This window comes from Chelatococcus sp. KU-N122 (genome assembly GCF_055391085.1).
Window position 1 is genome coordinate 4,303,956 of the sequence record NZ_AP043981.1, and the last position, 26,120, is coordinate 4,330,075.

The following is a 26,120-nucleotide window of genomic DNA, read 5'->3' on the forward strand; positions in this document are numbered from 1 at the left end:
CGGAAGGGCTCTATTCGGCGGCGCGCGCGCTCAGGGTTTCGCGATAGCTGTGGCCCGCGAAGACGCCGAGAATGCGCAGCTCGCGTGAGAAGAAGGCGAGCTCCTCCAGGGCGAGCTTGAGCGGCCGGTCCTCGGGATGTCCGTCGACCTCGGCGTAGAACTGGGTGGCCGCGAACTCGCCGCCGAGCTGGTAGCTCTCCAGCTTGGTCATGTTGATGCCGTTGGTGGCAAAGCCACCGAGCGCCTTGTAGAGCGCCGCCGGCAGATTGCGCACGCGGAACACGAAGCTGGTGACGGTCGGGCCGTTGCCGGCCGGCGCCCAGCGCGGCTCGCGTGCCAGGATGACGAAGCGGGTGGTGTTGTGCTCCTCGTCCTCGACATTCTCGGCCAGGATCTTGAGGCCATAGACATCCGCGGCGAGCCGGGGCGCGAGCGCGGCGTGCGCAGGGTCGCCCCATTGCGCCACCTCGCGCGCGGCTCCCGCGGTATCGCCGGCGACGACCGGCTTGAGGCCGAGTGTGCGGATGATGCGCCGGCACTGCCCCAGCGCGTGGATGTGGCTGTGCACGCTCTTCAGCGTGCCGAGATCGGCGCCGTCGACCGACATCAGCTGGAAGCGGATCGGCAGGAAGTGCTCGCCCACGATGTGCAGGCCCGACGTCGGCAGCAGATGGTGGATATCGGCGACGCGCCCGGCGATCGAGTTCTCGATCGGGATCATCGCCAGCTCCGCCTGGCCTTCGGTCACGGCCGCGAAGGCATCCTCGAAGGTCTGGCAGGGCAGGGTGGGGCGATCGGGCAAGACCTCCTGGCAGGCGATATGCGAATTGGCGCCCGGCTCGCCCTGGAAGGAAACGGAGCGGGAGGGAGCCTGCCGCTCCGCGCCGGGTGACGTCGAACTCATGACAACTCCGATGCCGTACTGGCCTTGGTGATGCGATCTGCCCACACGTGCCGCGCCCGCTCCAGATCGCCGGGCGTGTCGACGCCGAGCGGCACGTCGTCGACCACCACGATGTCGATGCGCATGCCGGCCTCGAGCGCACGCAACTGCTCCAGGCGCTCGCGCTCCTCGAGCGGCGAGGGCGGCAGCGCCACGAAGCGGGCCAGCGCCGCGCGCCGATAGGCGTAGAGGCCGATGTGGTGCAACAGCGGCCCCTCGCCCCAGGGCGCCTGCGCCCGCGTGAAATAGAGCGCCCTGAGATGGCCGGGCGCAATCTGCGTGCCGACCGCCTTGACGACGCTCGGCTCGTGCCGCTCCGCCTCGCGGGTGATGACCGCGGCCAAGGTGGCGATGTCGACGGCGGCGTCGCCGAGCGGCGCCACGGCGGCGGCGATGACGGCGGGGTCGATGGTCGGCAGATCGCCCTGGACATTGACGACGACATCATAGGTCCTGGCCGGATCGATCGCCTCCAGCGCTTCGAAGATGCGGTCCGAGCCCGAGGGGTGATCGGTGCGCGTCATGACCGCGCAGCCGCCGGCGGCCGTGACGGCCGCGGCGACCTCCTCGGAGTCGGTTGCGACCACGACGGGGCCGATGCCCGCTGCCTCCGCCTGGCGCAGGACGCGCACGATCATCGGCGCGCCGGCAATATCGGCAAGCGGTTTGTTGGGCAGCCGCGTCGAGGCCAGGCGGGCGGGAATGAGAACGATCGGACGCGCCATGGGGGCTCGGAGCAGGCGGCAAAAGGTAGCAAACGGGGTGTCACCTATACGAGTTGCAAACCCGCCGTCAAAGCGGGTAATCATCGCCCGCCGTCCCCGCGGGCCGGACGCCGCCGCTCGCCCAGGTTCACGCCTCCCGGAGTTGCCCCGAATGGATTCCTTCGAGCTCAACAAGATCGCCGGTGCGGTTCTGGGTACGCTCATGTTTGCCGTCGGGCTGAACATCCTGGCCGGCATGCTGTTCACGGCGCATCCGCCGGCGGTCCCGGGCTATGACCTGCCGCAGGCCGCCGAAGGGGGCGCCGCCGGCGCCGGTGAAACGCCGCAGGCGCCGGCCGTGCCGCTGCCGGTGCTGCTCGCCAGCGCCGATGCCGCCAAGGGCGAGAAGGCCGTGGCCAAATGCAAGGCCTGCCACAGCTTCGAGAAGGGCGGCCCCAATAAGATCGGCCCCGATCTGTACGGCGTGCTCGGCCGCCACATCGCGGGCCACGAGGGCTTCAACTATTCCCAGGCGCTCAAGACCTTCGGCGCTGGCGGCAACTGGGACTTCGAGAAGGTCAACCTGTTCATCACCAACCCCAAGAAGGACGTGCCCGGCACGCTCATGAACTTCGCCGGCGTGAGCAAGCCGGAGGAGCGCGCCGACATCCTGGCCTACCTCAACACCCTGTCGGACAGCCCGCTGCCGCTGCCCAAGGCCGATGCCGCCGCCGCTCCGGCCGCGGGCGCCGCTCCGGCGCCGGCCGCACCGGCGCCGGCCGGCAAGCACTGAGCCGCCGTCCTCTTCCAACCCGTCGAAGAAGGCCGGGCGCCGCTGCGCCCGGCCTTTTTTGTGCGCGCAGGGGGCCGCGATACGGCCCTGGCGTGCGCTTTTGCCCAACCGCGCGCTGGCTCCGATCCGAAAAGCCGACATAATCGGACGCCACAGATCCGTTCGGCGACTGCAACCGACCGTTCAAGTGGAGACCGCTTTTGATCTCGCGTCGCTTTTTTGCCTCTCTGCCGCTGCTCGGGCTTGCGTCCGGAGCATCGCCCCTCGGCCTGCTGTCGGGCTCGTCGCGGGCGATGGCGCAGGCGGCCGACGCATCCAAGCCGGCGGCGGCCACGGCCTGGCGGCACGCCTTGTCGCTGATGGGGGCGCCGAAGTACCCGCCCGGATTCGCGCATTTCGACTACGTCAATCCCGCCGCGCCCGCCGGCGGCACCGTGCGTCTCGGGGGGCTGGGCGGCTTCGACAACTTCAACTTTGCGGTCGCCGGCGTGAAGGGTGAGCTGGAGGACCGGCTGCCCCTCATTTACGACACGTTGATGACGTCGGCCTCCGACGAGATCAGTACCGAGTACGGGCTGCTGGCCGAGGCCGTGAGCTTCCCGGCCGACTTCTCCGCGGTGAGCTATCGCCTGCGGCCCCAGGCGCGCTGGCACGATGGGCGCCCGGTCACGCCCGACGACGTCATCTTCTCGTTCGAGACGCTGAAGGCCAACAGCCCCATGTATGCGTTCTACTGGCGCAACGTGATCAAGGCCGAGCGAACCGGCGAGCGTGAGATCAGCTTCACCTTCGACCAAGCCGGCAATCGCGAGCTGCCGCAGATCGTCGGCCAGTTGCCGGTGCTGCCGAAGCACTGGTGGGAAGGCACCGATGCCGCCGGGCGCAAGCGCGACATCACCCAGACCACGCTGGAGCCGCCGCTGGGCTCGGGGCGCTATCGGCTGAAGGCGTTCGAGGGCGGCCGCTGGGCGAGCTACGAGCGCGTCGGCGACTATTGGGGCAAGGATCTGCCGGTCAACATCGGCACCGGCAACTTCCAGGAAATCCGTACCGAGTACTACCGCGACAGCACCGTGCTGCTGGAGGCGTTCAAGGCCGATCGTCTCGACTTCCGCACCGAGAATGTCGCCAAGAACTGGGCGACGGCCTACGATTTTCCGGCAGTGCGGGACAAGCGGGTGGTGCTCGAGGAGTTCCCCGTCCGCAACTCGGGGGTGATGCAGGCGTTCGCCTTCAACACCCGGCGTGACAAGTTCAAGGACGAGCGGGTGCGGCGGGCATTCAACTATGCCTTCGATTTCGAGGAGGTGAACAAGAGCCTGTTCTACGGCCAGTACCAGCGCATCGACTCGTATTTCTTCGGCACCGACCTCGCCAGCAAGGGGCTGCCCGAAGGCTTGGAGCGGGAGATTCTCGAGGCGGTCAAGGACAAGGTGCCGCCGGCCGTTTTCACCACCCCCTACACCAATCCGGTCAACGGCTCGCCGGAGGCGGTGCGAACCAGCCTGCGCGAGGCGCTCACGCTCTTCCGCGCAGCCGGCTACGATCTCAAGGGCGGTAAGCTGGCTAATGCCGCCGGCGAGCCGTTTACCGTGGAGTTCCTCGGCTTCGATCCGTCGAGTGAGCGCTTCCTGCTGCCCTACAAGGCCGCGCTTGAGCGCCTCGGCATTGCTGTCACGGTGCGGCTGGTCGATTCGACCCAGTACCAGAACCGCCTGCGCGCTTTCGATTTCGATGTGACCACGACGGTGTGGGGCCAGTCGCTATCGCCCGGCAACGAGCAGCGCGACTACTGGGGCTCTGCGTCCGCCAATCGTCCGGGTTCGCGCAACCTCGTCGGCATTGCCGACCCCGGCGTCGACGCCCTCATCGACCGGCTGATCTATGCCAAGACGCGGGAGGAGCTCGTCGCTGCCACGCGCGCGCTCGATCGCACCCTGCTCGCTCACAACTACGTCGTGCCGCAATGGAGTTACCGCTTCGAGCGGACGGCGCGCTGGAATCGGTTCGGCCGTCCTCAGACGATGCCGGAATACGCAGCGTCGGCGTTCCCCACGATCTGGTGGTCCGATCCGGCGGGTTCGCCCCGTTGAGCCGGCGGCAGCCGGAAAGCGGCGCCCCGTCCCTCAGCCGCCGCGACCTGCTCGCCGGTACCGGGGCGGTGGCGCTTGTCGGCGCGCGCCCCGGCCGTGCCGAAGCTGGCCCGCCGCCGCCGGCCGCGGCCGATCTCGGGACGCCGCGCCACGGCCTGTCGAGCTTCGGCGAGCTCGGCTATCCCCCGAACTTCGTTCATTTCTCCTATGTCGATCCCGCGGCTCCCAAGGGGGGCGCGTTCTCGGCCCAGCTCGACAACACCCTCGGCAACCAGAACTTCGACACCTTCAACACGTTGAACATCTACGTGCTGCGCGGCGACGGCGCCGCCGGCATGAACCTCACCTTCGATTCGCTGATGGTGCGGGCCTTCGACGAGCCGGACGCGGTCTACGGGCTCGTGGCCCGCTCGGTCGTGCGGGAGGCGGACGGGGTCAGCTATCGCTTCGCGCTGCGGCCCGAGGCGCGCTTCCACGATGGCTCGCCCCTGACGGCGGAGGACGTCGCCTTCTCGATCACGACGATGAAGGCGCAGGGCCATCCCACCATCGCCCAGACCATTCGGGGGGTCGAGGCGGCCGTCGTCGACGGCGCCGATGTCGTGGTCCGGCTGGCCCAGGGCTACAGCCGCGACCTGCCGCTGGTGGTCGCCACGCTGCCGATCTTCTCGGCCGCCTACTACGGGAGGAAGCCGTTCGATGCGTCCACGCTCGAGGCGCCGCTGGCATCCGGCCCCTACCGCCTGCGCCAGTTCGAGCAGGGCCGCTTCGTCGTGTTCGATCGGGTCCGGGACTATTGGGCGCAGGATCTGCCGGTCAATCGTGGCCGCAACAACTTCGATGAGATCCGCTACGAGTATTTCCGCGATCGCGACGTCGCCTTCGAGGGCTTCAAGGCGCGCACCTTCACGTTCAGGGAGGAGTTCGTCTCGCGCACGTGGGCGACAGGCTACACCTTCCCCGCCCTGGTCGACGGGCGGGTGAAACGGGAGACGCAGCCGGACGAAACGCCCTCGGGCATGCAGGGCTGGTGGCTCAACACCCGGCGCGAGATCTTGGCCGACCCGCGGGTGCGGGAGGCTGTCGGCCTGGCCTTCGATTTCGAGTGGACCAACGCCAACATCATGTATGGGCTCTACGACCGTACGACCTCCTATTTCGTGGGCTCCGAGCTCGCCGCCGCCGGGGTGCCGAGCCCCGATGAGGTGGCGCTGCTGGCCCCGTTTCGTGGCCAGGTGCCGGACGAGGTGTTCGGCGAACCCTATCTGCCGCCGCGCAGCGACGGCTCCGGCCAGGACCGCAAGCTGCTGCGCCGGGCCGACGAACTGCTGCGTGCGGCAGGCTGCCGCCGCGACGGCAGCCGTCTGCTGCTGCCCAGCGGCCAGCCGCTCGTCATCGAATTCCTCGATTCCCAGCCGGCGCTCCAGCCGCACACCCAGCCGTTCATCCGCAACCTTGGCCTGCTCGGCATCGCCGCCTCGTTCCGCATCGTGGATGCTGCCCAGTTTCAGCGCCGTTCGGAGGCCTTCGAGTACGACGTCATCTCGCGCCGGTTCTCGGTGTCGCCGACGCCGGGCGAAATGCTCAAGGTGCTGTTCGGCTCGCAGGCCGCCCGCACCCTGGGATCCTACAATATATCAGGCGTGGCGAGCCCGGCGGCGGATGCCATGATCGCCGCCGCGCTCGGGGCCGGGAGCCGGACGGAGCTCGTCGTGGCCTGCCGGGCGCTGGACCGCGTCCTGCGTGCCGGCCGCTACTGGGTGCCCATGTGGCACAAGCCGAGCTATTGGCTGGCCTATTGGGACACCTACTCCCATCCGCCGGCGGTGCCGAAGTACGATCGCGGCGTACCGGACACCTGGTGGTCGAAGGAGGCCGTCGCACGGGCGACGAAGGACGGCCGATGAGCGGAGCCACGACGGCATGAGCGCCTATATCCTGCGTCGCCTGCTCCTGATGGTGCCGACCATCCTCGGGATCATGCTCGTCTCCTTCGTCATCGTGCAGTTCGCCCCGGGCGGGCCGGTCGAGCGGGTCATCGCGCAGCTGCAGGGCACGGACGTCGGCGCCACGGCCCGGATCGGCGGCGGCGGGGGCGGGGACTTCAGCGGCGGCCCCAAGGGGCACGTCGGCGAAGGCAACTCGTCCACCTATCGCGGCGCCCAGGGGCTCGACCCGGCCTTCATCAAGCAGCTCGAGGTCCAGTACGGCTTCGACAAGCCGGCGCCGGAACGCTTCCTCAAGATGATCGGCGACTACGCCACGTTCAATTTCGGCAAGAGCTACTTCCGCGATGTCTCGGTGCTGCAGCTGATCCGCGAGAAGATGCCGGTGTCGATCTCGCTCGGCCTGTGGATGCTGGTGCTGTCCTACGCCATCTCGATCCCGCTCGGCATCGCCAAGGCGACGCGCGACGGCTCGCGCTTCGACATGTGGACGTCCGCCGTCGTCATCGTCGGCTATGCCATCCCGAGCTTCCTGTTCGCCATCCTGCTGATCGTGCTGTTTGCCGGCGGCTCGTTTTGGCAGATCTTTCCGTTGCGCGGGCTGACGTCGGAGAACTGGGCGCAGCTGTCGCTCTTCGGCAAGCTCGCCGACTACCTCTGGCACCTGGTGCTGCCGATCACCGCCATGGCGCTGGGGGCGTTCGCCACATCCACGCTGCTGACCAAGAACTCGTTCATGGATGAGATCCGCAAGCAGTACGTGCTGACGGCGCGGATGAAGGGCCTGAGCGAGCGCCGCGTGCTCTACGGCCACGTCTTCCGCAACGCCATGCTGATCGTCATCGCAGGCTTTCCGGGGGCGTTCATCCATGCCTTCTTCGCCGGATCGCTGCTCATCGAGACGATCTTCTCCCTCGACGGCCTCGGCCTGCTGTCGTTCGAATCCATCGTCAACCGCGACTATCCGGTCGTGTTCGCGACGCTGTACATCTTCTCGCTGCTCGGGCTCGTCGTGAACCTGATCTCGGACCTGACCTATACGTGGGTCGATCCACGCATCGATTTCGAGACGCGGGAGGTCTGAGATGGACGCCCCCGCTCCCGTCCGCGCCATCGAGGCGCCCAAGACGGCACTCGCGCCGCCGCTGCCACGCGGCGGCCTGATCCGGCTGTCGCCGCTCAACCAGCGCCGGCTCAGGAATTTCCGCGCCAACAGCCGAGGCTACTGGTCGTTCTGGATCTTCATGGCGCTGTTCATCGTGACGCTCGGGGCGGAGTTCATCGCCAACGACAAGCCGATCGTCGCCGTCTACAAGGGCGAGCTGCTGTTCCCGGCCTTCGTCGACTACCCGGAGGAGAAGTTCGGCGGCTTCCTGGCCATGACGGACTATCGCGATCCGGTGATCCGCAAAGAGCTTGCGGCCAACGGCTGGGCGCTCTGGCCGCCGATCCGCTTCTCCTACAACACCCATAACCTGGACCTGCCGGTGCCGGCCCCGTCGCCGCCGACGTGGATGCTGACCCCGGAGCAATGCAAGACGGCGGCGGAGCGCATCGGCGCCACCTCCTGCCGCGATCTCGAATGGAACTGGCTCGGCACCGACGACCAGGGCCGCGACGTGCTGGCCAGGCTGATCTATGGGTTCCGCCTGTCGGTGCTGTTCGGCCTCACCCTGGCGGCGGTCTCATCCATCGTCGGCATCGCCGCCGGCGCCCTGCAGGGCTATTTCGGCGGCTGGGTCGACCTCCTGTTCCAGCGCTTCATCGAGATCTGGACGTCGGTGCCGTCGCTCTATCTGCTGATCATCATCTCGGCGGTGATCACGCCGGGCTTCTTCGTCCTGCTCGGCATCCTGCTGCTGTTCTCGTGGGTGGCACTCGTCGGCGTCGTGCGGGCGGAGTTCCTGCGCGCCCGCAACTTCGAGTACGTGCGCGCTGCGCGGGCGCTCGGCCTGGGCAATCTGACCATCATGTTCAAGCACCTGCTGCCCAACGCCATGGTCGCCACCATCACCTTCATGCCGTTCATCCTCAACGGCTCGATCACCACCCTGACCTCGCTCGACTTCCTCGGCTTCGGCCTGCCGCCGGGCTCGCCGTCGCTCGGCGAGATGCTGGCGCAGGGCAAGGCCAATTTGCAGGCGCCGTGGCTCGGGCTCGCCGGCTTCTTCGTCATCGCCCTGATGCTGTCGCTGCTGATCTTCGTGGGAGAAGCCGTCCGCGACGCCTTCGATCCGCGCAAGACGTTCGCGTGAGGCGGGCCGGGCTCATGGAACACGACGCCGGGATGACCCGACCCTTCCTCTCCGTCCAGGATCTCTCGGTGGCCTTCCGCCAGGACGGCAAGGACGTGCTCGCCGTCGACCGCGTCTCCTTCGACGTCGCCAAGGGCGAGACCCTGGCGCTGGTCGGCGAGTCCGGCTCCGGCAAATCGGTCTCGGCGCTCTCGGTGCTGAAGCTCCTGCCCTATCCGGCGGCGAGCCATCCCAGCGGCCGCATCCTGTTCAAGGACAGGGATCTGCTCGCGGCCTCCGAGGAGGAGCTGCGTGGCATCCGCGGCAACGACATCACCATGGTGTTCCAGGAGCCGATGACCTCGCTCAATCCCCTGCATACGGTCGAGCGGCAGATCGGCGAGATCCTGGAGCTGCACAAGGGCCTGCGCGGCAGCGCCGTGCGCGCCCGGATTCTCGAGCTGCTCGACATGGTCGGCATTCGCAACGCCAGCGATCGCCTCGGCGCCCTGCCGCACCAGCTCTCCGGCGGCCAGCGCCAGCGCGTGATGATCGCCATGGCGCTGGCCAACGAGCCGGACCTGTTCATCGCCGACGAGCCCACCACCGCCCTGGACGTCACGGTCCAGGCGCAGATCCTCAAGCTGCTGGCGGAGCTGAAGAGCCGGCTCGGCATGGCGATGCTGTTCATCACCCACGACCTCGGCATCGTCCGCAAGATCGCCGACACGGTCTGCGTGATGACCAACGGCAAGATCGTCGAGCGGGGCGCCGTCGCGGACGTGTTCCGCGCGCCGCAGCACCCCTATACGCAGAAGCTGCTCGCGGCCGAGCCCAAGGGCCGGCCGCGGCCGGTGCCGGCCGACGCGCCCGTCGTCGTCGAGGCCGGCCCGATCAAGGTCTGGTTCCCGATCAAGCGCGGGCTGCTGCGCCGCACCGTGGCCGTCGTCAAGGCGGTGGACGGCATCAGCCTCAGCCTGCGCCAGGGGGAGACCCTCGGCGTGGTCGGCGAATCCGGTTCGGGCAAGACGACGCTCGGGCTGGCGCTGCTGCGGCTGATCAAGTCGGAAGGCCGGATCGTGGTGCTCGGGCGCCGCCTCGACGGCCTGAGCTCCGCCGAGGTGCGACCGTTGCGGCGCAACATGCAGGTAGTGTTTCAGGACCCGTACGGCTCGCTGTCGCCGCGGCTGTCGGTCGCCGACATCGTCGAGGAGGGGCTCATCGTGCAGGCGAGGAGCCTCACCTACGGCGAGCGGCGTGAGATCGTCGCCCAGGCCCTGGTCGACGTCGGCCTCGACCCGGCGGCCATGGACCGCTACCCGCACGAGTTTTCCGGCGGCCAACGCCAGCGCATCGCCATCGCCAGGGCCATGGCGCTCGATCCGGCTTTCGTCGTGCTGGACGAGCCGACCTCGGCCCTCGACATGTCCGTGCAGGCGCAGATCGTCGACCTGCTGCGCGACCTGCAGGCGCGCAAGCAGCTCACCTACATGTTCATCAGCCACGATCTCAAGGTCGTGCGGGCGTTGGCGAACTCCATCATCGTCATGCAGAACGGCGAGGTGGTCGAAGCGGGGCCGGCCGACGAGATCTTCGCCCGGCCGAAGACGGACTACACGCGGGCGCTCTTCGCCGCCGCCTTCAATCTGGATACCACCCAAGCCGCTGCGGCGGTGCGAGAGTAGCAAACCATGCTTCCCCAGCCCGAGCCCGCGCTGTCGCGCAACAGCTATGCGTATGAGACGCGGCCGCTGGTGAAGCCGACGGGGTTCCGCGAGTACGACGCGCGCTGGCTGTTCGAGCGCGAGATCAACCTGATGGGCGTGCAGGCGCTGGGGCTGGGCCTGGGCACGCTGCTGGCCGAGCTCGGGGTCAAGCCCGAGATCGTCGTCGGCCACGATTTCCGCAGCTATTCGGCGGCGATCAAGTATGCCCTGGTCACCGGCCTGATGGCCGCCGGCGTGACCGTGCGCGACATCGGCCTGGCGACCACGCCGATGGCCTATTTCGGCCAGTTCGCCCTCGACACCGCGGCGGTGGCCATGGTCACCGCCTCCCACAACGACAACGGCTGGACCGGGGTCAAGATGGGGGCTCACCGCCCGGTCACCTTCGGGCCCGAGGAGATGGGCCGGCTCAAGGAGATCGTGCTCTCCGGCGCGGGCCGGACCGCGCCGGGCGGCGCCTACGCGTTCATCGCCGACTTTCCCGCCCGCTACATCGCCGAGCTGACCGACCGGCCGCGGCTCACCCGCAAGCTGCGGGTGGTCGCCGCCTGCGGCAACGGCACCGCCGGCGCCTTTGCCCAGCAGATCCTGGAGCGCATCGGCTGCGAGGTGATCCCGCTCGACACCGAGCTCGATTTCACCTTCCCCCGCTACAACCCCAACCCCGAGGACATGGAGATGCTCCATGCCATGGCGGCCAAGGTGCGGGAGAGCGGGGCCGACGTGGCGCTGGGCTTCGACGGCGACGGCGACCGCTGCGGCGTGGTCGACAACGACGGCCACGAGATCTTCGCCGACAAGATCGGGGTGATGCTGGCGCGCGACCTCAGCGCCCGCCACCCGGGCGCCCGCTTCGTCGTCGACGTCAAGTCGACCGGGCTGTTCGCCACCGACCCGGTGTTGAAGGCGAACGGTGTCGAGACGGACTACTGGAAGACCGGGCACAGCTACATCAAGCGGCGGGTGGCGGAGCTCGGGGCGCTGGCGGGGTTCGAGAAGTCGGGGCACTTCTTCTTCAATGCGCCGGTGGGGCGCGGCTACGATGACGGCTTCGTCACGGCGCTGGCCATCTGCGACATGCTCGACCGCAACCCGGGCCGGTCGCTGGCGGAGCTCTATGCGGCGCTGCCGCGGACCTGGGGCTCGCCGACCATGTCGCCGCATTGCGCCGACGAGGAGAAGTACGCGGTGGTGGAGCGGGTGATCGCGCGCTTTGCGGCGCTGAAGGCGGCGGGCACGCCGGTGGGCGGCCACGCCATCCGCGACCTGGTGACGGTGAACGGGGTGCGGGTGGTGACCGACGACGGCACCTGGGGGCTGGTGCGGGCCTCGTCCAACAAGCCCGAGCTGGTGGTGGTGGTGGAAAGCCCGGTGTCCGAGGCGCGCCTGCACCAGATGTTCCACGCCGTCGACGCCATCCTCCGCGAGAACCCCGAGGTCGGGCCCTACAACCAGACGCTCTGATCCGGCCGGCGCCTCACATTCTCGCTTCGTTAACCATGTCGGCCACGGAGCCCACGCACAGCATTCGTTAAGCTCACTCCTTAAGGCGCGGGCAACGGCGCCAGCCCTAGGGTCGCTCCATCGACGGCGGCGACAAGCCGAGAGGAGAGGCGAGCGACATGGCGATGCTGCGTGGAGGACGCTCCCCGTCCAACGGCCAGCGCTTCAGCGCCTCGGCGATCGAGCAGATGCTCATCGCCGCTTTGATCGCCGTGGCCATCGTGACGGCCCTCGGCACGCTGAGAAGCGGCCTGACCGGCGTGCTGAACGAGCCCGGCACCCCCGAATACGCGGCTGCTCGCCGCGGCTGATCGATACCCGCGCGCTCCGCTTCCCGACCCACGCGCTGGCCCCAGCCGGTTCGACCCGGACGGCGGCCTGAAGGCGCGCCGTACTCCCGGCTGCCAGGTCGCATCGCGGTCACTTTGTCGGCGTGGTATCGGGCAACGACCTTCCCCTGCGTGTGAGGATCGCGACTCGTGCTCCCGTCCCTCCTGGCCCACAGCGGCCAACCCGCCATTCCCATTCACTTCGTCAGCGAGGCGAACTGGCCGGACGTCGCCGCCGGGCTCCCCGCGCTGGCGCGCGCCTTCGCGGCGGCGCAGGGCTTCAAGCCGCAGCCCGGCAAGGCTCTGGTGCTGCCCGCGGCCGACGGCGGCCTCGGCGCTGTCCTCTTCGGCCTGGACAAGCCCGACGCCGGGCGCGCCGACCCGTTCCTCGCCGGGGCGCTCCCGGGACTGCTGCCGGCTGGGACCTACACCTTCGCCAACGCCCCGGAGCCCGTCGAGCTGGCCGTGCTCGCCTTCGTCCTCGGCGGCTACAGCTTCGACCGCTATCGCAAGCCCAAGGGCAGCGCAGTCAATCTCATCGCGCCACCGGGTGTCGATATCGCCGAGATCGGGCGCCAGGTGGACGCCGTCGTCATGGCTCGCGATCTGATCAATACGCCGGCTAATGACCTCGGTCCCGACGCCCTCGAGCGCACCGTTCGCCTCCTGGCCGAGCGCCACGGCGCGAGCTTCGGGTGCATCGTCGGCGAAGGGCTGCTCGAGGCGAACTTTCCGATGATCCACGCGGTGGGCCGGGCGTCGGCGACCGCGCCGCGGCTGATCGACATGGCCTGGGGCCCCGTGCATGCGCCCAAGGTCACGCTCGTGGGCAAGGGCGTGAGCTTCGACACCGGCGGCCTCGACATCAAGCCGAGCGCGGCCATGCTCCTGATGAAGAAGGACATGGGCGGCGCGGCCGCCGCTCTCGCCGCCGCCGACATGATCATGAGCGCGGCGCTGCGCGTGAGGCTGCGCGTGCTCATCCCGGCGGTCGAGAACGCCATCTCCGGATCGGCCTTCCGGCCGGGCGACGTGCTGCCCAGCCGCAAGGGCCTGACCGTCGAGATCGGCAACACGGATGCCGAGGGACGGCTGATCCTGGCCGACGCGCTGGCCCTGGCCGACGAGGAGGCGCCCGAGCTTCTGGTGGATTTCGCCACCCTGACCGGCGCGGCGCGGACGGCGCTTGGGCCCGATCTGCCGCCGCTCTACAGCCGCGACGACGCCCTGGCGGCGGACCTCGTGCGGCTTGGGGAGCGGGTCAACGATCCGGTCTGGCGCATGCCGCTGTGGCCGCCTTACGAGAAAATGCTCGACAGCAAGATCGCCGACGTGAACCACGTCTCCAGCGGCCCATTCGCCGGCTCGGTGACCGCGGCGCTGTTCCTCGGCCGCTTCGTGGACAACGCCAAGTCCTACGCGCACCTGGATATCTACGGGTGGTCACCGTCCTCCAGGCCCGGTCGCCCGGAAGGCGGCGAGGCGCAGGGCGCCCGGCTTATCTACGCGTTGCTGCGCGAGCGCTATGCCCGGTAGGGTAGGGGTACGCACAGAAAGTCTAGTGGGGCAGCATTTCGCCATTGGATGGCGATCATCCAATGGCGGAGAAATGCTCATAGCCTTTTGAATCTGGAGTGCTTCTCTTGCGATTGGGCGAGTCCCCCCGATCGGGAAGCGCTCTAGGATCGATTCATCCGCCGTCTGAACAAAATCGTGAGGTGCTGCGCGCCTGCACTTGCGGGCGCATGCCTGCAAGTTGACAATGGCCGCATGCCACTGTCGGTTGTCCAGGGCGATATCCGAATGTCCCCGTCGGTTGTCGTATGAGCATCGAACTCAGGCCTCGCGAGGCGCTGACCCTTTGGCATGACGTTATGCTCAGCCTCGTCAGGGGTGGAGAGTATGATCTATCTGCCCGGCAGATGACGATCCTGCTCACCATCTATCTCGATACGCCCCCGCACACGGTGAGGGGGCTGGCGAGCAAGCTGGGCGTCACCAAGCCGGTGGTGACGCGAGCCCTCGACACCATGGGCAAGCTGCAATTGCTGTCCCGCCGCCGTGACGAGGTCGACCGCCGCAACGTCATCGTCCAGCGAACGGTCAAGGGCGCGCTGGCCGTCGAGCACCTGGCCGACCTGGTGGTGGCCAAGGCGAAAGAGACCCGATGAGCACCATCGATCGCCGGCTGTTGCCGGCCCGGCCAGACCTGGCGGCTGCGCGGCTGCGCGGCCTCGTCGAGGCCGAGCGCTTTGTCGAGGCGCGCCCCATGCGGGTCGCCTCCTACAGCGCCCCGATCCGCCGCGCACCGCGCCGCGACGCGGCGTTGGATACCGAGGCGCTCCGCGGCGAGGACGTCGACGTGTTCGACATCGACGACGAGGGCTGGGCCTGGGGCCAGCTCCTGTCCGACGGCTACGTGGGCTACATTCCGGCCGACGATCTGACGGCCCGCGGCGCCGCACCGACGCACGCGGTCGGGGCGCCCCGCACCTTCATCTATCCCGAGCCGGACATGAAGAAGCCGCCCCTCGGGGCGTTGCCGCTCGGCGCACGGATTCATGCTGCCGATCCAGCGCCCTCCGGCGGCTATGTGCGCGCGGAGGGCGGCTTTGTCTTTGCCGCTCATCTGCGGCCGCTCGACGCCGTCGTGGCCGATTATGCGCACCTGGCCGAGCATTTGCGCGGCGTGCCTTATCTGTGGGGCGGCCGCACCTCATCGGGCCTGGATTGTTCTGCCCTCGTGCAGCTTTGCCTGAGCAGCGCCGGCCGCACCTGCCCGCGCGACAGCGACCTGCAGGCCGCGTCGCTGGGCCGCCCTCTGGAGGTCACCGGCGACCTCGCCGGCCTGGCACGGGGCGACCTGGTGTTCTGGAAGGGACACGTCGGCATGATGCTCGACGCAGAGCGGCTGATCCACGCCAACGCCTTCCACATGATGGTCGAGAGCGAACCGCTCCGGGACGCGGCTCGCCGCATCGAGGCGTCGGGCGGCGGCGGTATCACGCACCTGAAGGCGATGGCCTGACGGGAGCGGCCGCAACGGCGCAGGCCGCAGCCCGCGTCGGCGCGCGCCGTGGCCGCGGTCGCGCACGATCGCCGCGCCTCACATGTCGCATTTCTGGTCGGCGGCGAAATCGTGCACCACGAGGCTGCCGTCGGCGATCGCGGCGCGCCGCTGATCGAGCGCCTGCGTGACGTCGGCTGCGAGCGGCGGCAGCAGCGCCGGATTGAGCACGAGGCCGACGCCGCCTTCCTTGAGGCCCAGCGTGACCACACCGGGCTGCCACGTCCCGTCGCGGCCGGCCGTCAGCGTCATCACCACGGCGGTGTCGACGCGCTTGACCGCCGACGCCAGCATGGTCCCGGGATAGAGGGCGTTCTGGTCGATCTCCGAGGCGACGGCGAGGCGCCCGCCATCCGCGACCGCCCGCAGGACGCCGATGCCGCTCAGCCGCGCTGCCTCCATCACCACGTCGGCGCCCCGATTCAGCTGGCCGCGCGCCAGGTCGGCACCGACGGCCGGGTTCGCCGCGGCATCGCTCGTCGCGCCGATCATGTTCTGCAGCAGCTCGACGTGCGGCTTGGCCGCGCGCGCGCCCTGGGCGAAGCCGCACAGCACCTGTCTGGTCTCCCCGTCGTCGATGCCGCCGATGAAGCCGAGCCGGCCGGCGGTGGACACCCGGGCGCTGAGGAAGCCCGCGAGATAGGCGCTCTCCTCGCGCCGGAAGACGACGGAGCGTACATTGGCCAGGCCGACGACGCCGTCGACGATGGTGAAGCGCAGGTTGGGGTAGGCCTTGGCCACCTTGTCGACCGCTCCGGCCTGGCCGCGGCCGACCGCGATGATGGGGAACCGGCCTTGATCGGCCGCGCGGCGGAGCGCCTGCTCCGATTGGGCGGCCGTCGCGGTCTGGATATCGACGGCGGCGCCCCCATCCGTCTGGAAGCGCGTGGCACCGGCGCGGGCCGACGCAGCAAGCCCGGCCGCGATCGGGTCGCTCTCGTCCAGCACCAGTGCCGGGTTGAGCTGTTGGGCAAGGACGGAGCCGGGCAGAACCGCCCCGATCCAAAGCGCGCAACTGGCTTGCAGCAGGCGGACGGCTCCCGGCCGGCGTCTGCGCGGGGCTGGGTTACGGACCGATGACGTCTTGGCGTGATGCATCCATGGACCTTATCTGGAGGCTCTCGGATGTTGGCGGAGCGACTGGCAAAGTTGCATACCCCGACTTGGGACGGAATCGCCAGCGGACGACGGTCGCCGCGTGGGCGCAAGCGCCCTGGGCGAGAGAAAGGCGGATCCCATGCTCGATGAAGAAGAGGTCGAACGCTACGCGCGCCACCTCGTGCTGCACGACATCGGCGGCCCGGGCCAGACGCGCCTGAAGAACGCGCGTGTGCTCGTCGTCGGGGCCGGCGGTCTGGGAGCGCCGCTCGCGCAGTATCTGGCCGCCGCCGGCGTCGGGCATATCGGCCTGATCGACGACGACCATGTATCGCTGTCGAACCTGCAGCGGCAGGTGCTGTTCGCCACCGAGGACGTGGGCCGGTTGAAGGTCGACGTGACCGTCGAGGCGCTGCGTCGCCTCAACCCCCATGTGCACGTGGAGGCCATCCATGCGCGGCTCGACGCGGACAATGCCCGCGGCCTGGTCCGCGGCTTCGACGTCGTCGCCGACGGCTCCGACAATTTTGCGACGCGCTACGCCGTATCGGATGCCTGCTTCTACGAGGCCAGGCCGCTGGTCACCGCGGCGCTCGGCGTGTTCGACGGCACCGTCACCACGATCCGCGCCCACGAGCGCACCACCGAGGGTGAGCCCAACCCGACCTATCGCTGCCTGTTCCCGGCTCCGCCGCCGGCCGGGTCTATCCCCACCTGCGCCGAGGCCGGCGTGCTCGGCGCGCTTGCGGGAGTGATGGGATCGTTGATGGCGATCGAGGTGGTGCGCGAGATCGTGGGCTTCGGCGAGGGGCTGGTCGGGCGCCTGCTGATGGTCGACGCCCGGTCCATGCGCTTCGAGACGCTGCGCTATGCCTGGGATCCGGACAATCCGCTGTCCGGGGCGGCCGCGTCCGTTGCGGTGGGATGAGGACGCCGGCCTGAAGCACTTCGCCGTGGGACGAGGTCGTCCGACGGCACAGACATGCTCTAGTGACGGCGGCGATAGGAGCGCTTGCTGTAGTGCCGGTGGCTCGAGCCGCCCGAAAAGTAGGATGAGACGTCGAAGGACGCGGACACCCGGCCGCCGCGGGTGCGCGTGACCCGCCCGGGCCTGGCCTTGGCTTCCTGGCTCGCGCCTCCGCCGCCACCGGAGTAACCCTTGCGATCCTTGCCGCGGCCCTCGTCCCTGTCGTCCGATGTTTCGGTCGTGGTTTGCGGGCCGGCTCCCCGTTCGGGGCCGAACTTGGCGAGGCAGGCATTGTAGGCGAGAGGCTCCGCGAAGCGCTCGCAATCGTCGATCGTCCTCAGCGGCGCCTGCGCCCAAGCGGTGGCAGGTGCGACCAGGAGGACAACGACGAGCGCGGCTTTCACGGTGTGTGGTCTCCTGCGCGAACGCCGCCCGCGGATCGGGCGCGCGTCGGGCCGTCGGCATGCTGCCGCAGACACAAGCTCCAACCTTATGTCCGCAACGTGGCGCCGGTCCTTTTCGCCACGGCTTCGACGATCTTGGCCGAAACGGCCTCGATATCGGCGTCGGTCAGCGTCCGCTCGGTCGGCTGCAGCCGGACGCTGACGGCGATCGACGTCTTGCCGTCGCCGACATGAGGCCCCTCGTAGACGTCGAAGACGGCCGTCTCCGCCACCAGGCTGCGGTCGGCGCCGGAGACCGCCCGCAGGATGTCGCCGGCTGCCACCTTGCTGTCGACGACGAAGGCGAAGTCGCGGGTGACCGGCTGGAGGTCGGAGAGAACAAGCCTGGGCTTGACCTTGGTCGGTCTGGCCTTGGGCGCCGGCAGCAGGTCGAGCACGACCTCGCAGGCGACGACCGGGCCCTTGACGCCGAGCGTCCTGAGCGTCGTGGGGTGCAGCTCGCCGAAGGCGCCGATGACGGTCTTGGGGCCGAACTGCAGTGTGGCGGAGCGACCCGGGTGATACCATGCCGGGCCGCCGGGCACGATCTGCACCCCGTGGTGGACACGCCGAGCGCGGTGAGCACGGCGAAGGCGTCCGCCTTGGCGTCGAAGATCGAGACCGGCTCGCCGCCGCCGTCCCAGTGACGCCCCGTTCCGGCCGGGCGTGCGGTGCCACGCCGAACCGCCGTCGCGCTGATGCTCTGTCCGTCCGGCTGATCGGACGCGAAGACCTGGCCGACCTCGAAGAGCGCCGTATCGGCGAAGCCGCGGTCCGCATTGCGCTGGGCAGCCTTCAGCAGCCCGGGCAGAAGGCTCGGGCGCATGTCGGACATGTCGGCGGCAATCGGGTTGACGAGCCTCAGGGCGGGGGCCCCGCCGCCGAACTGCTCGGCATCCTCCTGCGGGATGAAGGAGTAGGTGACGGCCTCCACCAGGCCACGTGCGGCCAGTACCCGCTTGGCGGCACGCGTGCGCCGCTGCAGCAGCGTCAGCACGGGCTTGGGCACGCCGGCGCTCAGCCGCGGCAGTGGCGTCGACGGCACCCGGTCGATGCCGGCGATACGGACGATCTCCTCCACGAGATCGGCCTTGCCTTCCACGTCGGCCCGCCAGGTGGGCGGCACCACGACGGCGCTTGTCCCCTCGCCGCGTACGGCGAAGCCGAGGGAGACGAGAATCCTCTCCATGTCGTCCCTGGGCACCGACAGGCCGGTGAGCCGCTCCACCTCGCTCCAGGGGAAGACGATCTCGCGCTCCGGCTGCGTCACGTCGCCGGCGAGCACGGTGTCACTCGCCGTGCCGCCGCAGAGATCGAGGACGAGGCGGGTGGCGAGCTCGAGCCCCGGCAGCGTCATCGCCGGGTCGACACCGCGCTCGAAGCGGTAGCGCGCGTCGGTCGAAATCCCTAGCCGCCGCCCGGTCTGGGCAATGTTGAGCGGGTCCCAGAGCGCCGCTTCGATGAGCACGTCCGTCGTGGCGTCGGATACGCCCGAATGCTCCCCGCCCATCACGCCGGCGAGCGATTCCACGCCGTTGTCGTCGGCGATCACGACGGCCCCCGGGTCGAGCCGGTAGGTGCGGCCGTCCAGGGCCAGCAGTTCCTCGCCGTCCCGCGCGCGGCGGATGGTGAGGTTGCCCGCCACCTTGGCGGCGTCGAACACATGCAGCGGCCGGTCCCGATCGAAGGTCAGGTAGTTGGTGATGTCGACCAGGGCGTTGATCGGCCTGAGGCCGATGTCCGACAGACGGCGCTGCAGCCACTCGGGAGAGGGCCCGTTGCGCACACCGCGCACGAGGCGGAGCGCGAAGGCCGGGCACAGGTGGCGGTCGTCTCCCGCGGGAATCGTCACGCCGACGGGGCAGGGCCCCTGGCCCGGCACGGGCGCGATCGCTGCCGTCTTCACCGTGCCGAGGCCGGCTGCGGCGAGGTCGCGGGCGAGGCCGGCGACGCCCAGCGCGTCGGCGCGGTTGGGCGTCACGGCGATCTCGATCATCGGATCGTCGAGCCCCGCCCAGCCGGCGTAGGGCTGGCCGACGGGCGCGTCATCGGGCAGGTCGATGATGCCGTCATGGTCGTCCGACAGGCCGAGCTCGAAGGCCGAGCACAGCATGCCGCGGCTCTCCACGCCGCGGATGGTGCCGACCGCGAGGGTCAGGTCCTTGGCCGGAATGTAGGTCCCGGGGGGCGCGAAGACGGACGTCATCCCGGTGCGCGCGTTGGGGGCGCCGCACACCACCTGGATCGGCGTGCCGGAGCCGTCGTCGACCATGCAGACACGCAGCCGGTCGGCGTTGGGGTGCTGCTCGGCCGAGATGACGCGAGCGATGCGATAGGCGGCGAGCTCGGCCGCCGGATCGCGGATGCCCTCGACCTCGAGGCCGATGCGCGTCAGCGTCTCGGCGATGGTCTCGACCGACGCCGTCGTGTCGAGGTGGTCCTTGAGCCAGGAAAGGGTGAATTTCATCGTGTTCCAGCCTTGATCACGACGTCAGTCCGCCGGCGAGCGTCGGCAGGTCGAGGGGGCGGAAGCCGTAGTGCTCCAGCCAGCGTACGTCCGCGTCGAAGAACGGGCGCAGGTCCGGCATGCCGTACTTGAGCATGGCGATGCGGTCGATGCCCATGCCCCAGGCGAAGCCCTGATACTCGTCGGGATCGATCCCGCAATTGCGCAGCACGTTCGGGTGCACCATGCCGCAGCCCAGGATCTCGAGCCAGTCGTCGCCTTCCCCGAAGCGGATCTCGCCGCCCTTGCGCGAGCACTGGATGTCGACTTCCGCCGACGGCTCCGTGAACGGGAAGAAGGACGGGCGGAACCGCATCTTGACGCTGTCGACCTCGAAGAAGGCCTTGCAGAATTCTTCCAGCACCCACTTCAGGTGGCCGAGATGGGAGGACTTGTCGATGACCAGGCCCTCGACCTGGTGGAACATCGGCGTGTGGGTCTGGTCGGAATCGGTGCGGTAGGTCCGTCCCGGGCAGATGATGCGGATCGGCGGCGGCGCGCTCAGCATGGTGCGGATCTGCACCGGCGACGTGTGGGTGCGCAGCACCTTGCGCTCGCCGGCTGCGTCGGCGGGCAGGAAGAAGGTGTCGTGCATTTCCCGGGCCGGATGGCCGATCGGGAAGTTGAGCGCCGTGAAGTTGTAGAAGTCGGTTTCGATGTCCGGCCCTTCGGCGACCGAGAAGCCCATGTCGGCGAAGATGGTGGTGAGCTCGTCGACCACCTGGCTGATCGGGTGGACGCGCCCGCGCGTCTGCGGCGCTTCCTGCACGGGCAGCGTCACGTCGAGGCGCTCGGAGGCGAGCCGTGCGGCGAGCGCCGCCGCGGCCAGAGCGTCCTTGCGTGCGCCGAGCGCGGTCTGGACCCGGTCACGCAGGCCGTTGATCAGCGGTCCCCGAGCCTTACGCTCGTCCGGCGTCATGGCCCCGAGCGTCTTCAGCAGCTCGGAGACGCTGCCTTTCTTGCCGAGGGCCGCCACGCGGACGCTCTCGAGCGCGGCCTCGTCTGCTGCGCCCTCGATCTCGGCGAGGAGACCGCTTTCAAGGACGGACATATCGGTCATGAGTGCCTCGAAGGCTCCGGTTGACATCGCGGGAGCACCAGCCGGCGGCGCGGCCGGAAGGCTCCGCCGGTGCGGATACGCGCGTCGGCGCCGGCGGGCAACGGCGTCGCGCCGTCGTGCGCGGCCGAGACGCCGCGGCGGCCGGTCGCGCGCCACGCCGGCTCCAGTCGATACCCGGCGAAGGCCGGGAGCGATCCGATCGGGCGTGCTCGCCCGATCGGACCGAAAGGCGCTTTGGATTTAGGGCGCCCGTCCCCGATCGGGCGATATCACCCGATCGGGACGCGCTGAGGCGCTTCAGGCTGCCTGGGCGGGCAGGGCGGACTTAGCCTGGTCGACGATGGCCTTGAAGGCCGCCGGCTCGCGAATGGCGATGTCCGAGAGCACCTTGCGGTCGATCTCGATGCCCGCCTTGGCGAGCCCGTCGATAAATCGGCTGTAGGTCAGCCCGTGCTCGCGCACCGCAGCGTTGAGACGCTGGATCCACAGCGCACGGAAGGTGCGCTTGCGGTTCTTGCGGTCGCGATAGGCGTATTGCATCGAGCGATCGACGGCGGCCTTGGCCGTGCGGATCGTGTTCTTACGGCGGCCGTAGAAGCCCTTGGCGGCTTTCAGGACCTTCTTGTGCTTGGCGTGGCTGGTCACGCCGCGCTTGACGCGGGCCATAGTCTATCTCCTGGAATGTCGGGGAAGGGGGACGATCAACCGTTGGGCAGGAAGAACTTCTTGATGTTCTTCGCGTCGCCATCGAACAGCACGGTCGTGCCGCGCTGGTTGCGGATCTGCTTGTTGGTCCGCTTGATCATGCCGTGGCGCTTGCCGGCCTGGGCCGACAGCACCTTCCCGGTTCCGGTGATCTTGAAGCGCTTTTTGGCGCCCGACTTGGTCTTGAGTTTGGGCATTTGGCTCTCCTCAAATACGAGAGGGAGCGGCAAAACCGCTCCCGAACCCATGATTTTCATGAGCGAGACGAACGGCCACGGCAGCCCTTTGAGCCGGGCGGTTCGAACGAAGCCGCGCTTATGGCAGAAACGGCCTTGGGCGACAAGCCCTTGGAGGGCGGACCAGAGAGGCCGCTTTATCCGGCGGCGCCATGGGGCTAGGTAGTCCGATCGGGCTCGGAGACGCGCGATGAGGCACTGGAGGATAGCGGTCGCGGCAGTCGGCGTGGGCCTTGCGGTCGTGGCCATCCTTGCCGGGACGGCCTATGTGCTGCGCCGACCGACCATGCTCACCCTGGGCCTGCTCGCCGGCGATGCGATCGACCGCGCGGTGTTCGAGGCTGCCGCCGCCCAGCTCGAGGCCCGCCGGGCGCCGTTCCGCCTCAAGCTCGCGCTCCAGGACAACCCGGGCCAGCCGCTCGCCGCGCTCGACGGCGGCAAGGTCGACCTCGCCATCGCCCGCTCCGACGTGGCCGTGCCGGCGAGCGCCCGCGTGGTGCTGATCCTGCGCAACGATGCGGCGGTGATCGTCGCCTCGAAGGCGTCCGGCATCGCCAAGATCCCCGATTTCGCCGGCCACCGCGTCGGGGTGTCCTCGGATGTCCCCGGCACCGGCGACGTGTTCAACACCCTGCTGTCCTACTACGGGCTCTCGGACCGGCAGGTCACGCGCGTCGACCTGACGCTGACCGAGGTGCCGGGCGCCTTCAAGGACGGCCGCATCGAGGCCGTGATCCTCATGGGCGTGCCAGGGGCGCGCGCCGTGACCAGGACGGTTCACGCCATCGACGCGCTTCTGCACGACCGGGTCGTTTTCGTCGGCGTCGCCGATGCCGACGCGGTTGCCGCGCTGCAGGACGGCCTCAGCTCGACCAAGGTGGCGGAGGGCGCCTTCAGCGGCAAGCCGTTGCAACCGCCCGCCGACGTCAGCACGATCAGCTACGCCGTCAGAATGTTTGCCACCGACGCGCTCGACGAGGGCACCGTCGCGGCCTTCGTTCGCCAGTTGCTGGCCATGAAGTCGAGCCTGGCGGCAAGCCATTCGACGGCGGCGAACATCGCGCCGCCGGATCCGGATGCCGACAACAGCCTGGTGCTCCATGCCGGCGTCAAGGCCTATCTCGACGGCGACGACACCAGCTTCGTCGAGCGCTACAGCGATTACCTCTATCTTGGCGCATCGCTCGCCAGCGGCATCGCGTCCGCCATCGCGCTGAGCATGGGCAGCCTGGCCAGCCGCCGGCGCCGACGCACGCTCGCCGCGCTCTTCGACATTCAGGACGTCGCGGCCAAGGTGCCGCAGGCGACCTCGCTGGCCGACCTGAGGGCGATCGACGAGGAGGCCAGCGAGCGCGCCCGGCTTGCCTTCAAGAAGGCCGCCGACGGCGAGCTCAGGGGCGAGGACATCGCCGCCTTCGGTCTCGCCCTGACCGATCTGCGCACGTCGTTGGCGACGAAGCGTGCATCGCTGGTGGAGCGGGCCAAGGAGCAGGCCGCAGCGTCGTCGCCGCCTGCGGAGCCATGACGATCGCTGGCCCCTTCGGCGCCATGGCTGCAGTTCATCCGGCCAGCTAATGGTCAAACAACTTCAGCGTCGCTGCCGTCTTTCCCGTCAGCTTGGCGACCGTATCAAAGGTCTGCAACGCGCCGAGAAACTGTACTTGATCTGAACATTTCTGGAGCGCTTCGCGATGGATGAATTCACCCAATCGCGAAGAAGCGCTCCAGATTCAAAGGGCTCCTAGCATTGCCCTGCAATTGGATGATCTCATCCAACGAGTGAAATGCTCTAGCGGGGTGCCAGGATCATGATCATCTGGCGGCCTTCCAGCTGCGGCTCGCTCTCCACCTTGGCGACCTCGGCGGTCTCGCCCTTGACCTTGTCGAGCAGCCGGTAGCCCAAGTCCTGGTGCGCCATCTCGCGGCCGCGAAAACGCAAGGTGATCTTGACCTTGTCGCCTTCCTCGAAGAAGCGGAGCACCGCTTTCATCTTCGTCTCGTAGTCGTGATCGTCGATGCCCGGGCGAAGCTTGATCTCTTTGACCTCGACGGTCTTCTGCTTCTTGCGTGCTTCCGCGGCCTTCTTCTGTTCCAAGAACTTGAAGCGGCCGTGGTCGAGAATCTTGCAGACCGGAGGGACCGAGTTGGGGGCGATCTCGACGAGGTCGAGGCCAGCCTCCTCGGCCGCGCTCAGCGCGTCGAAGAAGGGTACGACGCCTCGATTCTGTCCGCTCTCGTCAATCAGCTGGACTTCGCGGACACCACGAATGTCCCTGTTCGCGCGGGGCCCGTCCTTCTGCGGGGCCTGCATGGATCGCATCGGTCGACGAATGGCTCATATCTCCTGTTTCGGCGCGGACGCTTCATAGCGCTGCTCCCGCTCGGAGCGGTTCCGCACACATGACCTTGAACTCGGGACATTCGCAGAAAGTCCCGTCAAGTCAACCGAGCAGCGGGCTGCCTCGACGGATTCGGCGGCGCTCATCGACGCCCGGTGATGGCAATATAGGTATCCAATGTATCGGCGACCATTTTCTCCAGCGAGAAGTGGCGCTCTACATGGGCGCGGGCGTGGCGGGTCATGGCCTCCTGGGCGCTGGCGCCCATGGCCAGCACGCCACCGATGGCGGCAGCCAGCGCCCCCGCGTCGCCGGGCGGCACGCACCAGCCGGTGCGCTCGCTGGGCGTCACGCGCGGCGGAAACTGCACGGTCTCCGGCACGGCGCCGAGGTCGCTGACGATCACCGGTGTCCCCAGCGCCTGCGCCTCGACCGCCACGCGCCCGAACGCCTCCGGCTCTGTCGACGGCACGGTGACGACGGCGGCGGCCAGCAGGGCTGCAGGCATGTCGGTGCAGTGGCCGACGCGCCGCACGACGCCGGTCAGCCCGTATCCGGCGATCGCGGCATCGAGTTCCTTCACATAGGAATCACGCCCCTGCGGGTCGCCGGCCAGGATGAACGTGACGTCGCGCAGGCCACCGTCCACAAGCTTTTTCGCCGCTTCGATCAGCACGCGCTGGCCCTTCCAGGCCGTCAGCCGCGCGGCCAGGAGCACGATCCGCTGATGCGGCGCCAGCCCCCAGTGCCGCCGCAGCAGCTCCACCCGCTCCGGCGGGACGGCCTGGGCCGAAAAGGCGCGCAGGTCGGTCCCGCGGTGGATCACCCTGAGCCGCGAGCGTGCCTGCGGGTAGAGCGCGCCGATCAGCCCGGCCGTGTAGTGCGAATTGGCGATCACCACGTCGCCTCGCGCCATCACCGAATTATAGCGCAGCTTGATCGGCGAGCGGCCGGCATATGCGCCGTGGTAGGTGGTCACGAAGGGCAGGTTGAGCGCCCGTGTCGCCGCCAGCGCAACCCAGGCCGGGGCACGCGAGCGGGCATGGACGAGGCTGACACCCTCGTCGAGGCAGATTCGCGCCAGCTTGCGCACGTTGAGCGCCATGGCGAGCGGGTTCTTGGTCCGCGCCGGGAACGGCACCCAGATGCCGCCCTCGGCTTGCAGCTCGCCGACCAGCCGCCCGCCTTCGGTCGCGATCAGCGCCCGTGCTCCCACCGCGGCCAGCCCGGCCGCGATGTCGACGGCCGTCCGCTCCGCGCCGCCGGCATCCAGCTCCGGCACGATCTGCAAGATGGTGCGGCCCGTAAGCGCGTGGGTTGTCGTCGGAAAGTGCGCCATCGTGAGTCGCTGGATCAAGGTCCCGAGTCGAGTGGTTGCAGACGAGGTTGTCTTCCTTCTCATGGCATCCGCGTTTAGGAACTTCAAA

General features: G+C 68.9%; 23 protein-coding genes and 1 pseudogene. 13 read left to right on the forward strand and 11 right to left on the reverse strand.

Features of this window, described 5'->3' with window-relative positions; genetic code table 11:
• Positions 1 to 10: 10 nt before the first annotated feature.
• Positions 11 to 904 (reverse strand): prephenate dehydratase, encoded by an 894-nt coding sequence (locus ACZ5PO_RS19365; protein ID WP_464196405.1) that lies wholly within the window; start codon positions 902 to 904, stop codon positions 11 to 13.
• Positions 901 to 1,668, reverse strand: a complete 768-nt coding sequence (locus ACZ5PO_RS19370; protein WP_464196407.1) for a 3-deoxy-manno-octulosonate cytidylyltransferase — start codon at positions 1,666 to 1,668, stop codon at positions 901 to 903. Before ACZ5PO_RS19370 ends, ACZ5PO_RS19365 begins: the two co-directional genes overlap by 4 nt.
• A 151-nt stretch (positions 1,669 to 1,819) precedes the next feature.
• Here ACZ5PO_RS19370 and ACZ5PO_RS19375 point away from each other — a divergent pair, with 151 nt between their 5' ends.
• The 11 genes from ACZ5PO_RS19375 to ACZ5PO_RS19425 all read left to right on the forward strand — a co-directional run bounded on the left by ACZ5PO_RS19375 (position 1,820) and on the right by ACZ5PO_RS19425 (position 15,300).
• Positions 1,820 to 2,440 carry a c-type cytochrome gene (locus ACZ5PO_RS19375; RefSeq protein WP_464196409.1) on the forward strand — a complete coding sequence of 207 codons (621 nt, stop codon included), beginning with the start codon at positions 1,820 to 1,822 and terminating at the stop codon, positions 2,438 to 2,440.
• Between the two features lie 293 nt (positions 2,441 to 2,733).
• On the forward strand, positions 2,734 to 4,533 hold the full coding sequence (locus ACZ5PO_RS19380) for an extracellular solute-binding protein (protein WP_464196926.1): 1,800 nt from the start codon (positions 2,734 to 2,736) through the stop codon (positions 4,531 to 4,533).
• Positions 4,530 to 6,440: an extracellular solute-binding protein gene (locus ACZ5PO_RS19385; RefSeq protein WP_464196411.1), complete on the forward strand. Its 1,911-nt coding sequence runs from the start codon at positions 4,530 to 4,532 to the stop codon at positions 6,438 to 6,440. The genes ACZ5PO_RS19380 and ACZ5PO_RS19385 overlap by 4 nt, the downstream gene beginning before the upstream one ends.
• A gap of 16 nt (positions 6,441 to 6,456) precedes the next feature.
• Positions 6,457 to 7,563 carry a microcin C ABC transporter permease YejB gene (locus tag ACZ5PO_RS19390; RefSeq protein ID WP_464196413.1) on the forward strand — a complete coding sequence of 369 codons (1,107 nt, stop codon included), beginning with the start codon at positions 6,457 to 6,459 and terminating at the stop codon, positions 7,561 to 7,563.
• A gap of 1 nt (position 7,564) precedes the next feature.
• Positions 7,565 to 8,734 carry an ABC transporter permease gene (locus tag ACZ5PO_RS19395; RefSeq protein ID WP_464196415.1) on the forward strand — a complete coding sequence of 390 codons (1,170 nt, stop codon included), beginning with the start codon at positions 7,565 to 7,567 and terminating at the stop codon, positions 8,732 to 8,734.
• 32 nt (positions 8,735 to 8,766) lie between these two features.
• The gene (locus tag ACZ5PO_RS19400) at positions 8,767 to 10,398 is read left to right on the forward strand and encodes an ABC transporter ATP-binding protein (RefSeq protein WP_464196417.1); all 1,632 of its coding nucleotides are present in this window, start codon (positions 8,767 to 8,769) and stop codon (positions 10,396 to 10,398) included.
• Between the two features lie 6 nt (positions 10,399 to 10,404).
• Complete coding sequence (locus ACZ5PO_RS19405; protein ID WP_464196419.1) at positions 10,405 to 11,904, forward strand: phosphomannomutase/phosphoglucomutase; 1,500 nt, start codon at positions 10,405 to 10,407, stop codon at positions 11,902 to 11,904.
• 158 nt (positions 11,905 to 12,062) lie between these two features.
• Positions 12,063 to 12,254 carry a Flp family type IVb pilin gene (locus ACZ5PO_RS19410; protein ID WP_464196421.1) on the forward strand — a complete coding sequence of 64 codons (192 nt, stop codon included), beginning with the start codon at positions 12,063 to 12,065 and terminating at the stop codon, positions 12,252 to 12,254.
• Positions 12,255 to 12,422: 168 nt separating this feature from the next.
• On the forward strand, positions 12,423 to 13,808 hold the full coding sequence (locus ACZ5PO_RS19415) for a leucyl aminopeptidase family protein (protein WP_464196423.1): 1,386 nt from the start codon (positions 12,423 to 12,425) through the stop codon (positions 13,806 to 13,808).
• 287 nt (positions 13,809 to 14,095) lie between these two features.
• Positions 14,096 to 14,443: a MarR family transcriptional regulator gene (locus tag ACZ5PO_RS19420; protein WP_464196425.1), complete on the forward strand. Its 348-nt coding sequence runs from the start codon at positions 14,096 to 14,098 to the stop codon at positions 14,441 to 14,443.
• Entirely contained in the window at positions 14,440 to 15,300 is an 861-nt protein-coding gene (locus ACZ5PO_RS19425) for a C40 family peptidase (RefSeq protein WP_464196427.1), read from the forward strand. The genes ACZ5PO_RS19420 and ACZ5PO_RS19425 overlap by 4 nt, the downstream gene beginning before the upstream one ends.
• A 78-nt stretch (positions 15,301 to 15,378) precedes the next feature.
• Here ACZ5PO_RS19425 and ACZ5PO_RS19430 read toward each other — a convergent pair whose 3' ends face one another.
• Positions 15,379 to 16,437: a BMP family lipoprotein gene (locus ACZ5PO_RS19430; protein ID WP_464196429.1), complete on the reverse strand. Its 1,059-nt coding sequence runs from the start codon at positions 16,435 to 16,437 to the stop codon at positions 15,379 to 15,381.
• A 139-nt stretch (positions 16,438 to 16,576) separates the two neighbouring features.
• Here ACZ5PO_RS19430 and ACZ5PO_RS19435 point away from each other — a divergent pair, with 139 nt between their 5' ends.
• On the forward strand, positions 16,577 to 17,365 hold the full coding sequence (locus tag ACZ5PO_RS19435; RefSeq protein WP_464196431.1) for a HesA/MoeB/ThiF family protein: 789 nt from the start codon (positions 16,577 to 16,579) through the stop codon (positions 17,363 to 17,365).
• Between the two features lie 59 nt (positions 17,366 to 17,424).
• On the opposite strand, the gene ACZ5PO_RS19440 is transcribed toward ACZ5PO_RS19435, so the two are convergent.
• The 5 genes and pseudogenes from ACZ5PO_RS19440 to rpmI all read right to left on the reverse strand — a co-directional run bounded on the left by ACZ5PO_RS19440 (position 17,425) and on the right by rpmI (position 22,315).
• Positions 17,425 to 17,808 carry a hypothetical protein gene (locus tag ACZ5PO_RS19440; RefSeq protein WP_464196433.1) on the reverse strand — a complete coding sequence of 128 codons (384 nt, stop codon included), beginning with the start codon at positions 17,806 to 17,808 and terminating at the stop codon, positions 17,425 to 17,427.
• 86 nt (positions 17,809 to 17,894) lie between these two features.
• Positions 17,895 to 20,314: pseudogene (gene pheT, locus ACZ5PO_RS19445) on the reverse strand (phenylalanine--tRNA ligase subunit beta).
• A 16-nt stretch (positions 20,315 to 20,330) separates the two neighbouring features.
• Complete coding sequence (gene pheS, locus ACZ5PO_RS19450; RefSeq protein ID WP_464196435.1) at positions 20,331 to 21,413, reverse strand: phenylalanine--tRNA ligase subunit alpha; 1,083 nt, start codon at positions 21,411 to 21,413, stop codon at positions 20,331 to 20,333.
• Positions 21,414 to 21,710: 297 nt separating this feature from the next.
• Positions 21,711 to 22,079 (reverse strand): 50S ribosomal protein L20, encoded by a 369-nt coding sequence (gene rplT / locus ACZ5PO_RS19455; RefSeq protein WP_464196437.1) that lies wholly within the window; start codon positions 22,077 to 22,079, stop codon positions 21,711 to 21,713.
• A 35-nt stretch (positions 22,080 to 22,114) separates the two neighbouring features.
• The gene (gene rpmI / locus ACZ5PO_RS19460; protein WP_464196439.1) at positions 22,115 to 22,315 is read right to left on the reverse strand and encodes a 50S ribosomal protein L35; all 201 of its coding nucleotides are present in this window, start codon (positions 22,313 to 22,315) and stop codon (positions 22,115 to 22,117) included.
• Positions 22,316 to 22,544: 229 nt separating this feature from the next.
• Between rpmI and ACZ5PO_RS19465 the strand changes: the two genes are divergently transcribed.
• Positions 22,545 to 23,879, forward strand: coding sequence for a TAXI family TRAP transporter solute-binding subunit (locus ACZ5PO_RS19465; protein ID WP_464196441.1), 1,335 nt, complete (start codon positions 22,545 to 22,547; stop codon positions 23,877 to 23,879).
• 46 nt (positions 23,880 to 23,925) lie between these two features.
• Here ACZ5PO_RS19465 and ACZ5PO_RS19470 read toward each other — a convergent pair whose 3' ends face one another.
• The 3 genes from ACZ5PO_RS19470 to ACZ5PO_RS19480 all read right to left on the reverse strand — a co-directional run bounded on the left by ACZ5PO_RS19470 (position 23,926) and on the right by ACZ5PO_RS19480 (position 26,032).
• Positions 23,926 to 24,063 carry a hypothetical protein gene (locus ACZ5PO_RS19470; RefSeq protein ID WP_464196443.1) on the reverse strand — a complete coding sequence of 46 codons (138 nt, stop codon included), beginning with the start codon at positions 24,061 to 24,063 and terminating at the stop codon, positions 23,926 to 23,928.
• Positions 24,064 to 24,143: 80 nt separating this feature from the next.
• Positions 24,144 to 24,665 carry a translation initiation factor IF-3 gene (gene infC, locus ACZ5PO_RS19475; RefSeq protein ID WP_464196445.1) on the reverse strand — a complete coding sequence of 174 codons (522 nt, stop codon included), beginning with the start codon at positions 24,663 to 24,665 and terminating at the stop codon, positions 24,144 to 24,146.
• 170 nt (positions 24,666 to 24,835) lie between these two features.
• Positions 24,836 to 26,032, reverse strand: coding sequence for a glycosyltransferase family 4 protein (locus tag ACZ5PO_RS19480; RefSeq protein ID WP_464196928.1), 1,197 nt, complete (start codon positions 26,030 to 26,032; stop codon positions 24,836 to 24,838).
• Between the last annotated feature and the right edge of the window lie 88 nt (positions 26,033 to 26,120).

Bases quoted from the DNA above. Each gene is read 5' to 3' on its own strand.
- ACZ5PO_RS19365 (WP_464196405.1), bottom strand. From the start codon at position 904: ATGAGTTCGACGTCACCCGGCGCGGAGCGGCAGGCTCCCTCCCGCTCC.
- ACZ5PO_RS19370 (WP_464196407.1), bottom strand. From the start codon at position 1,668: ATGGCGCGTCCGATCGTTCTCATTCCCGCCCGCCTGGCCTCGACGCGG.
- ACZ5PO_RS19375 (WP_464196409.1), top strand. From the start codon at position 1,820: ATGGATTCCTTCGAGCTCAACAAGATCGCCGGTGCGGTTCTGGGTACG.
- ACZ5PO_RS19380 (WP_464196926.1), top strand. From the start codon at position 2,734: ATGGCGCAGGCGGCCGACGCATCCAAGCCGGCGGCGGCCACGGCCTGG.
- ACZ5PO_RS19390 (WP_464196413.1), top strand. From the start codon at position 6,457: ATGAGCGCCTATATCCTGCGTCGCCTGCTCCTGATGGTGCCGACCATC.
- ACZ5PO_RS19395 (WP_464196415.1), top strand. From the start codon at position 7,565: ATGGACGCCCCCGCTCCCGTCCGCGCCATCGAGGCGCCCAAGACGGCA.
- ACZ5PO_RS19400 (WP_464196417.1), top strand. From the start codon at position 8,767: ATGACCCGACCCTTCCTCTCCGTCCAGGATCTCTCGGTGGCCTTCCGC.
- ACZ5PO_RS19405 (WP_464196419.1), top strand. From the start codon at position 10,405: ATGCTTCCCCAGCCCGAGCCCGCGCTGTCGCGCAACAGCTATGCGTAT.
- ACZ5PO_RS19410 (WP_464196421.1), top strand. From the start codon at position 12,063: ATGGCGATGCTGCGTGGAGGACGCTCCCCGTCCAACGGCCAGCGCTTC.
- ACZ5PO_RS19420 (WP_464196425.1), top strand. From the start codon at position 14,096: ATGAGCATCGAACTCAGGCCTCGCGAGGCGCTGACCCTTTGGCATGAC.
- ACZ5PO_RS19425 (WP_464196427.1), top strand. From the start codon at position 14,440: ATGAGCACCATCGATCGCCGGCTGTTGCCGGCCCGGCCAGACCTGGCG.
- ACZ5PO_RS19430 (WP_464196429.1), bottom strand. From the start codon at position 16,437: ATGCATCACGCCAAGACGTCATCGGTCCGTAACCCAGCCCCGCGCAGA.
- ACZ5PO_RS19435 (WP_464196431.1), top strand. From the start codon at position 16,577: ATGCTCGATGAAGAAGAGGTCGAACGCTACGCGCGCCACCTCGTGCTG.
- pheS (WP_464196435.1), bottom strand. From the start codon at position 21,413: ATGACCGATATGTCCGTCCTTGAAAGCGGTCTCCTCGCCGAGATCGAG.
- rplT (WP_464196437.1), bottom strand. From the start codon at position 22,079: ATGGCCCGCGTCAAGCGCGGCGTGACCAGCCACGCCAAGCACAAGAAG.
- rpmI (WP_464196439.1), bottom strand. From the start codon at position 22,315: ATGCCCAAACTCAAGACCAAGTCGGGCGCCAAAAAGCGCTTCAAGATC.
- ACZ5PO_RS19465 (WP_464196441.1), top strand. From the start codon at position 22,545: ATGAGGCACTGGAGGATAGCGGTCGCGGCAGTCGGCGTGGGCCTTGCG.
- infC (WP_464196445.1), bottom strand. From the start codon at position 24,665: ATGCAGGCCCCGCAGAAGGACGGGCCCCGCGCGAACAGGGACATTCGT.
- ACZ5PO_RS19480 (WP_464196928.1), bottom strand. From the start codon at position 26,032: ATGGCGCACTTTCCGACGACAACCCACGCGCTTACGGGCCGCACCATC.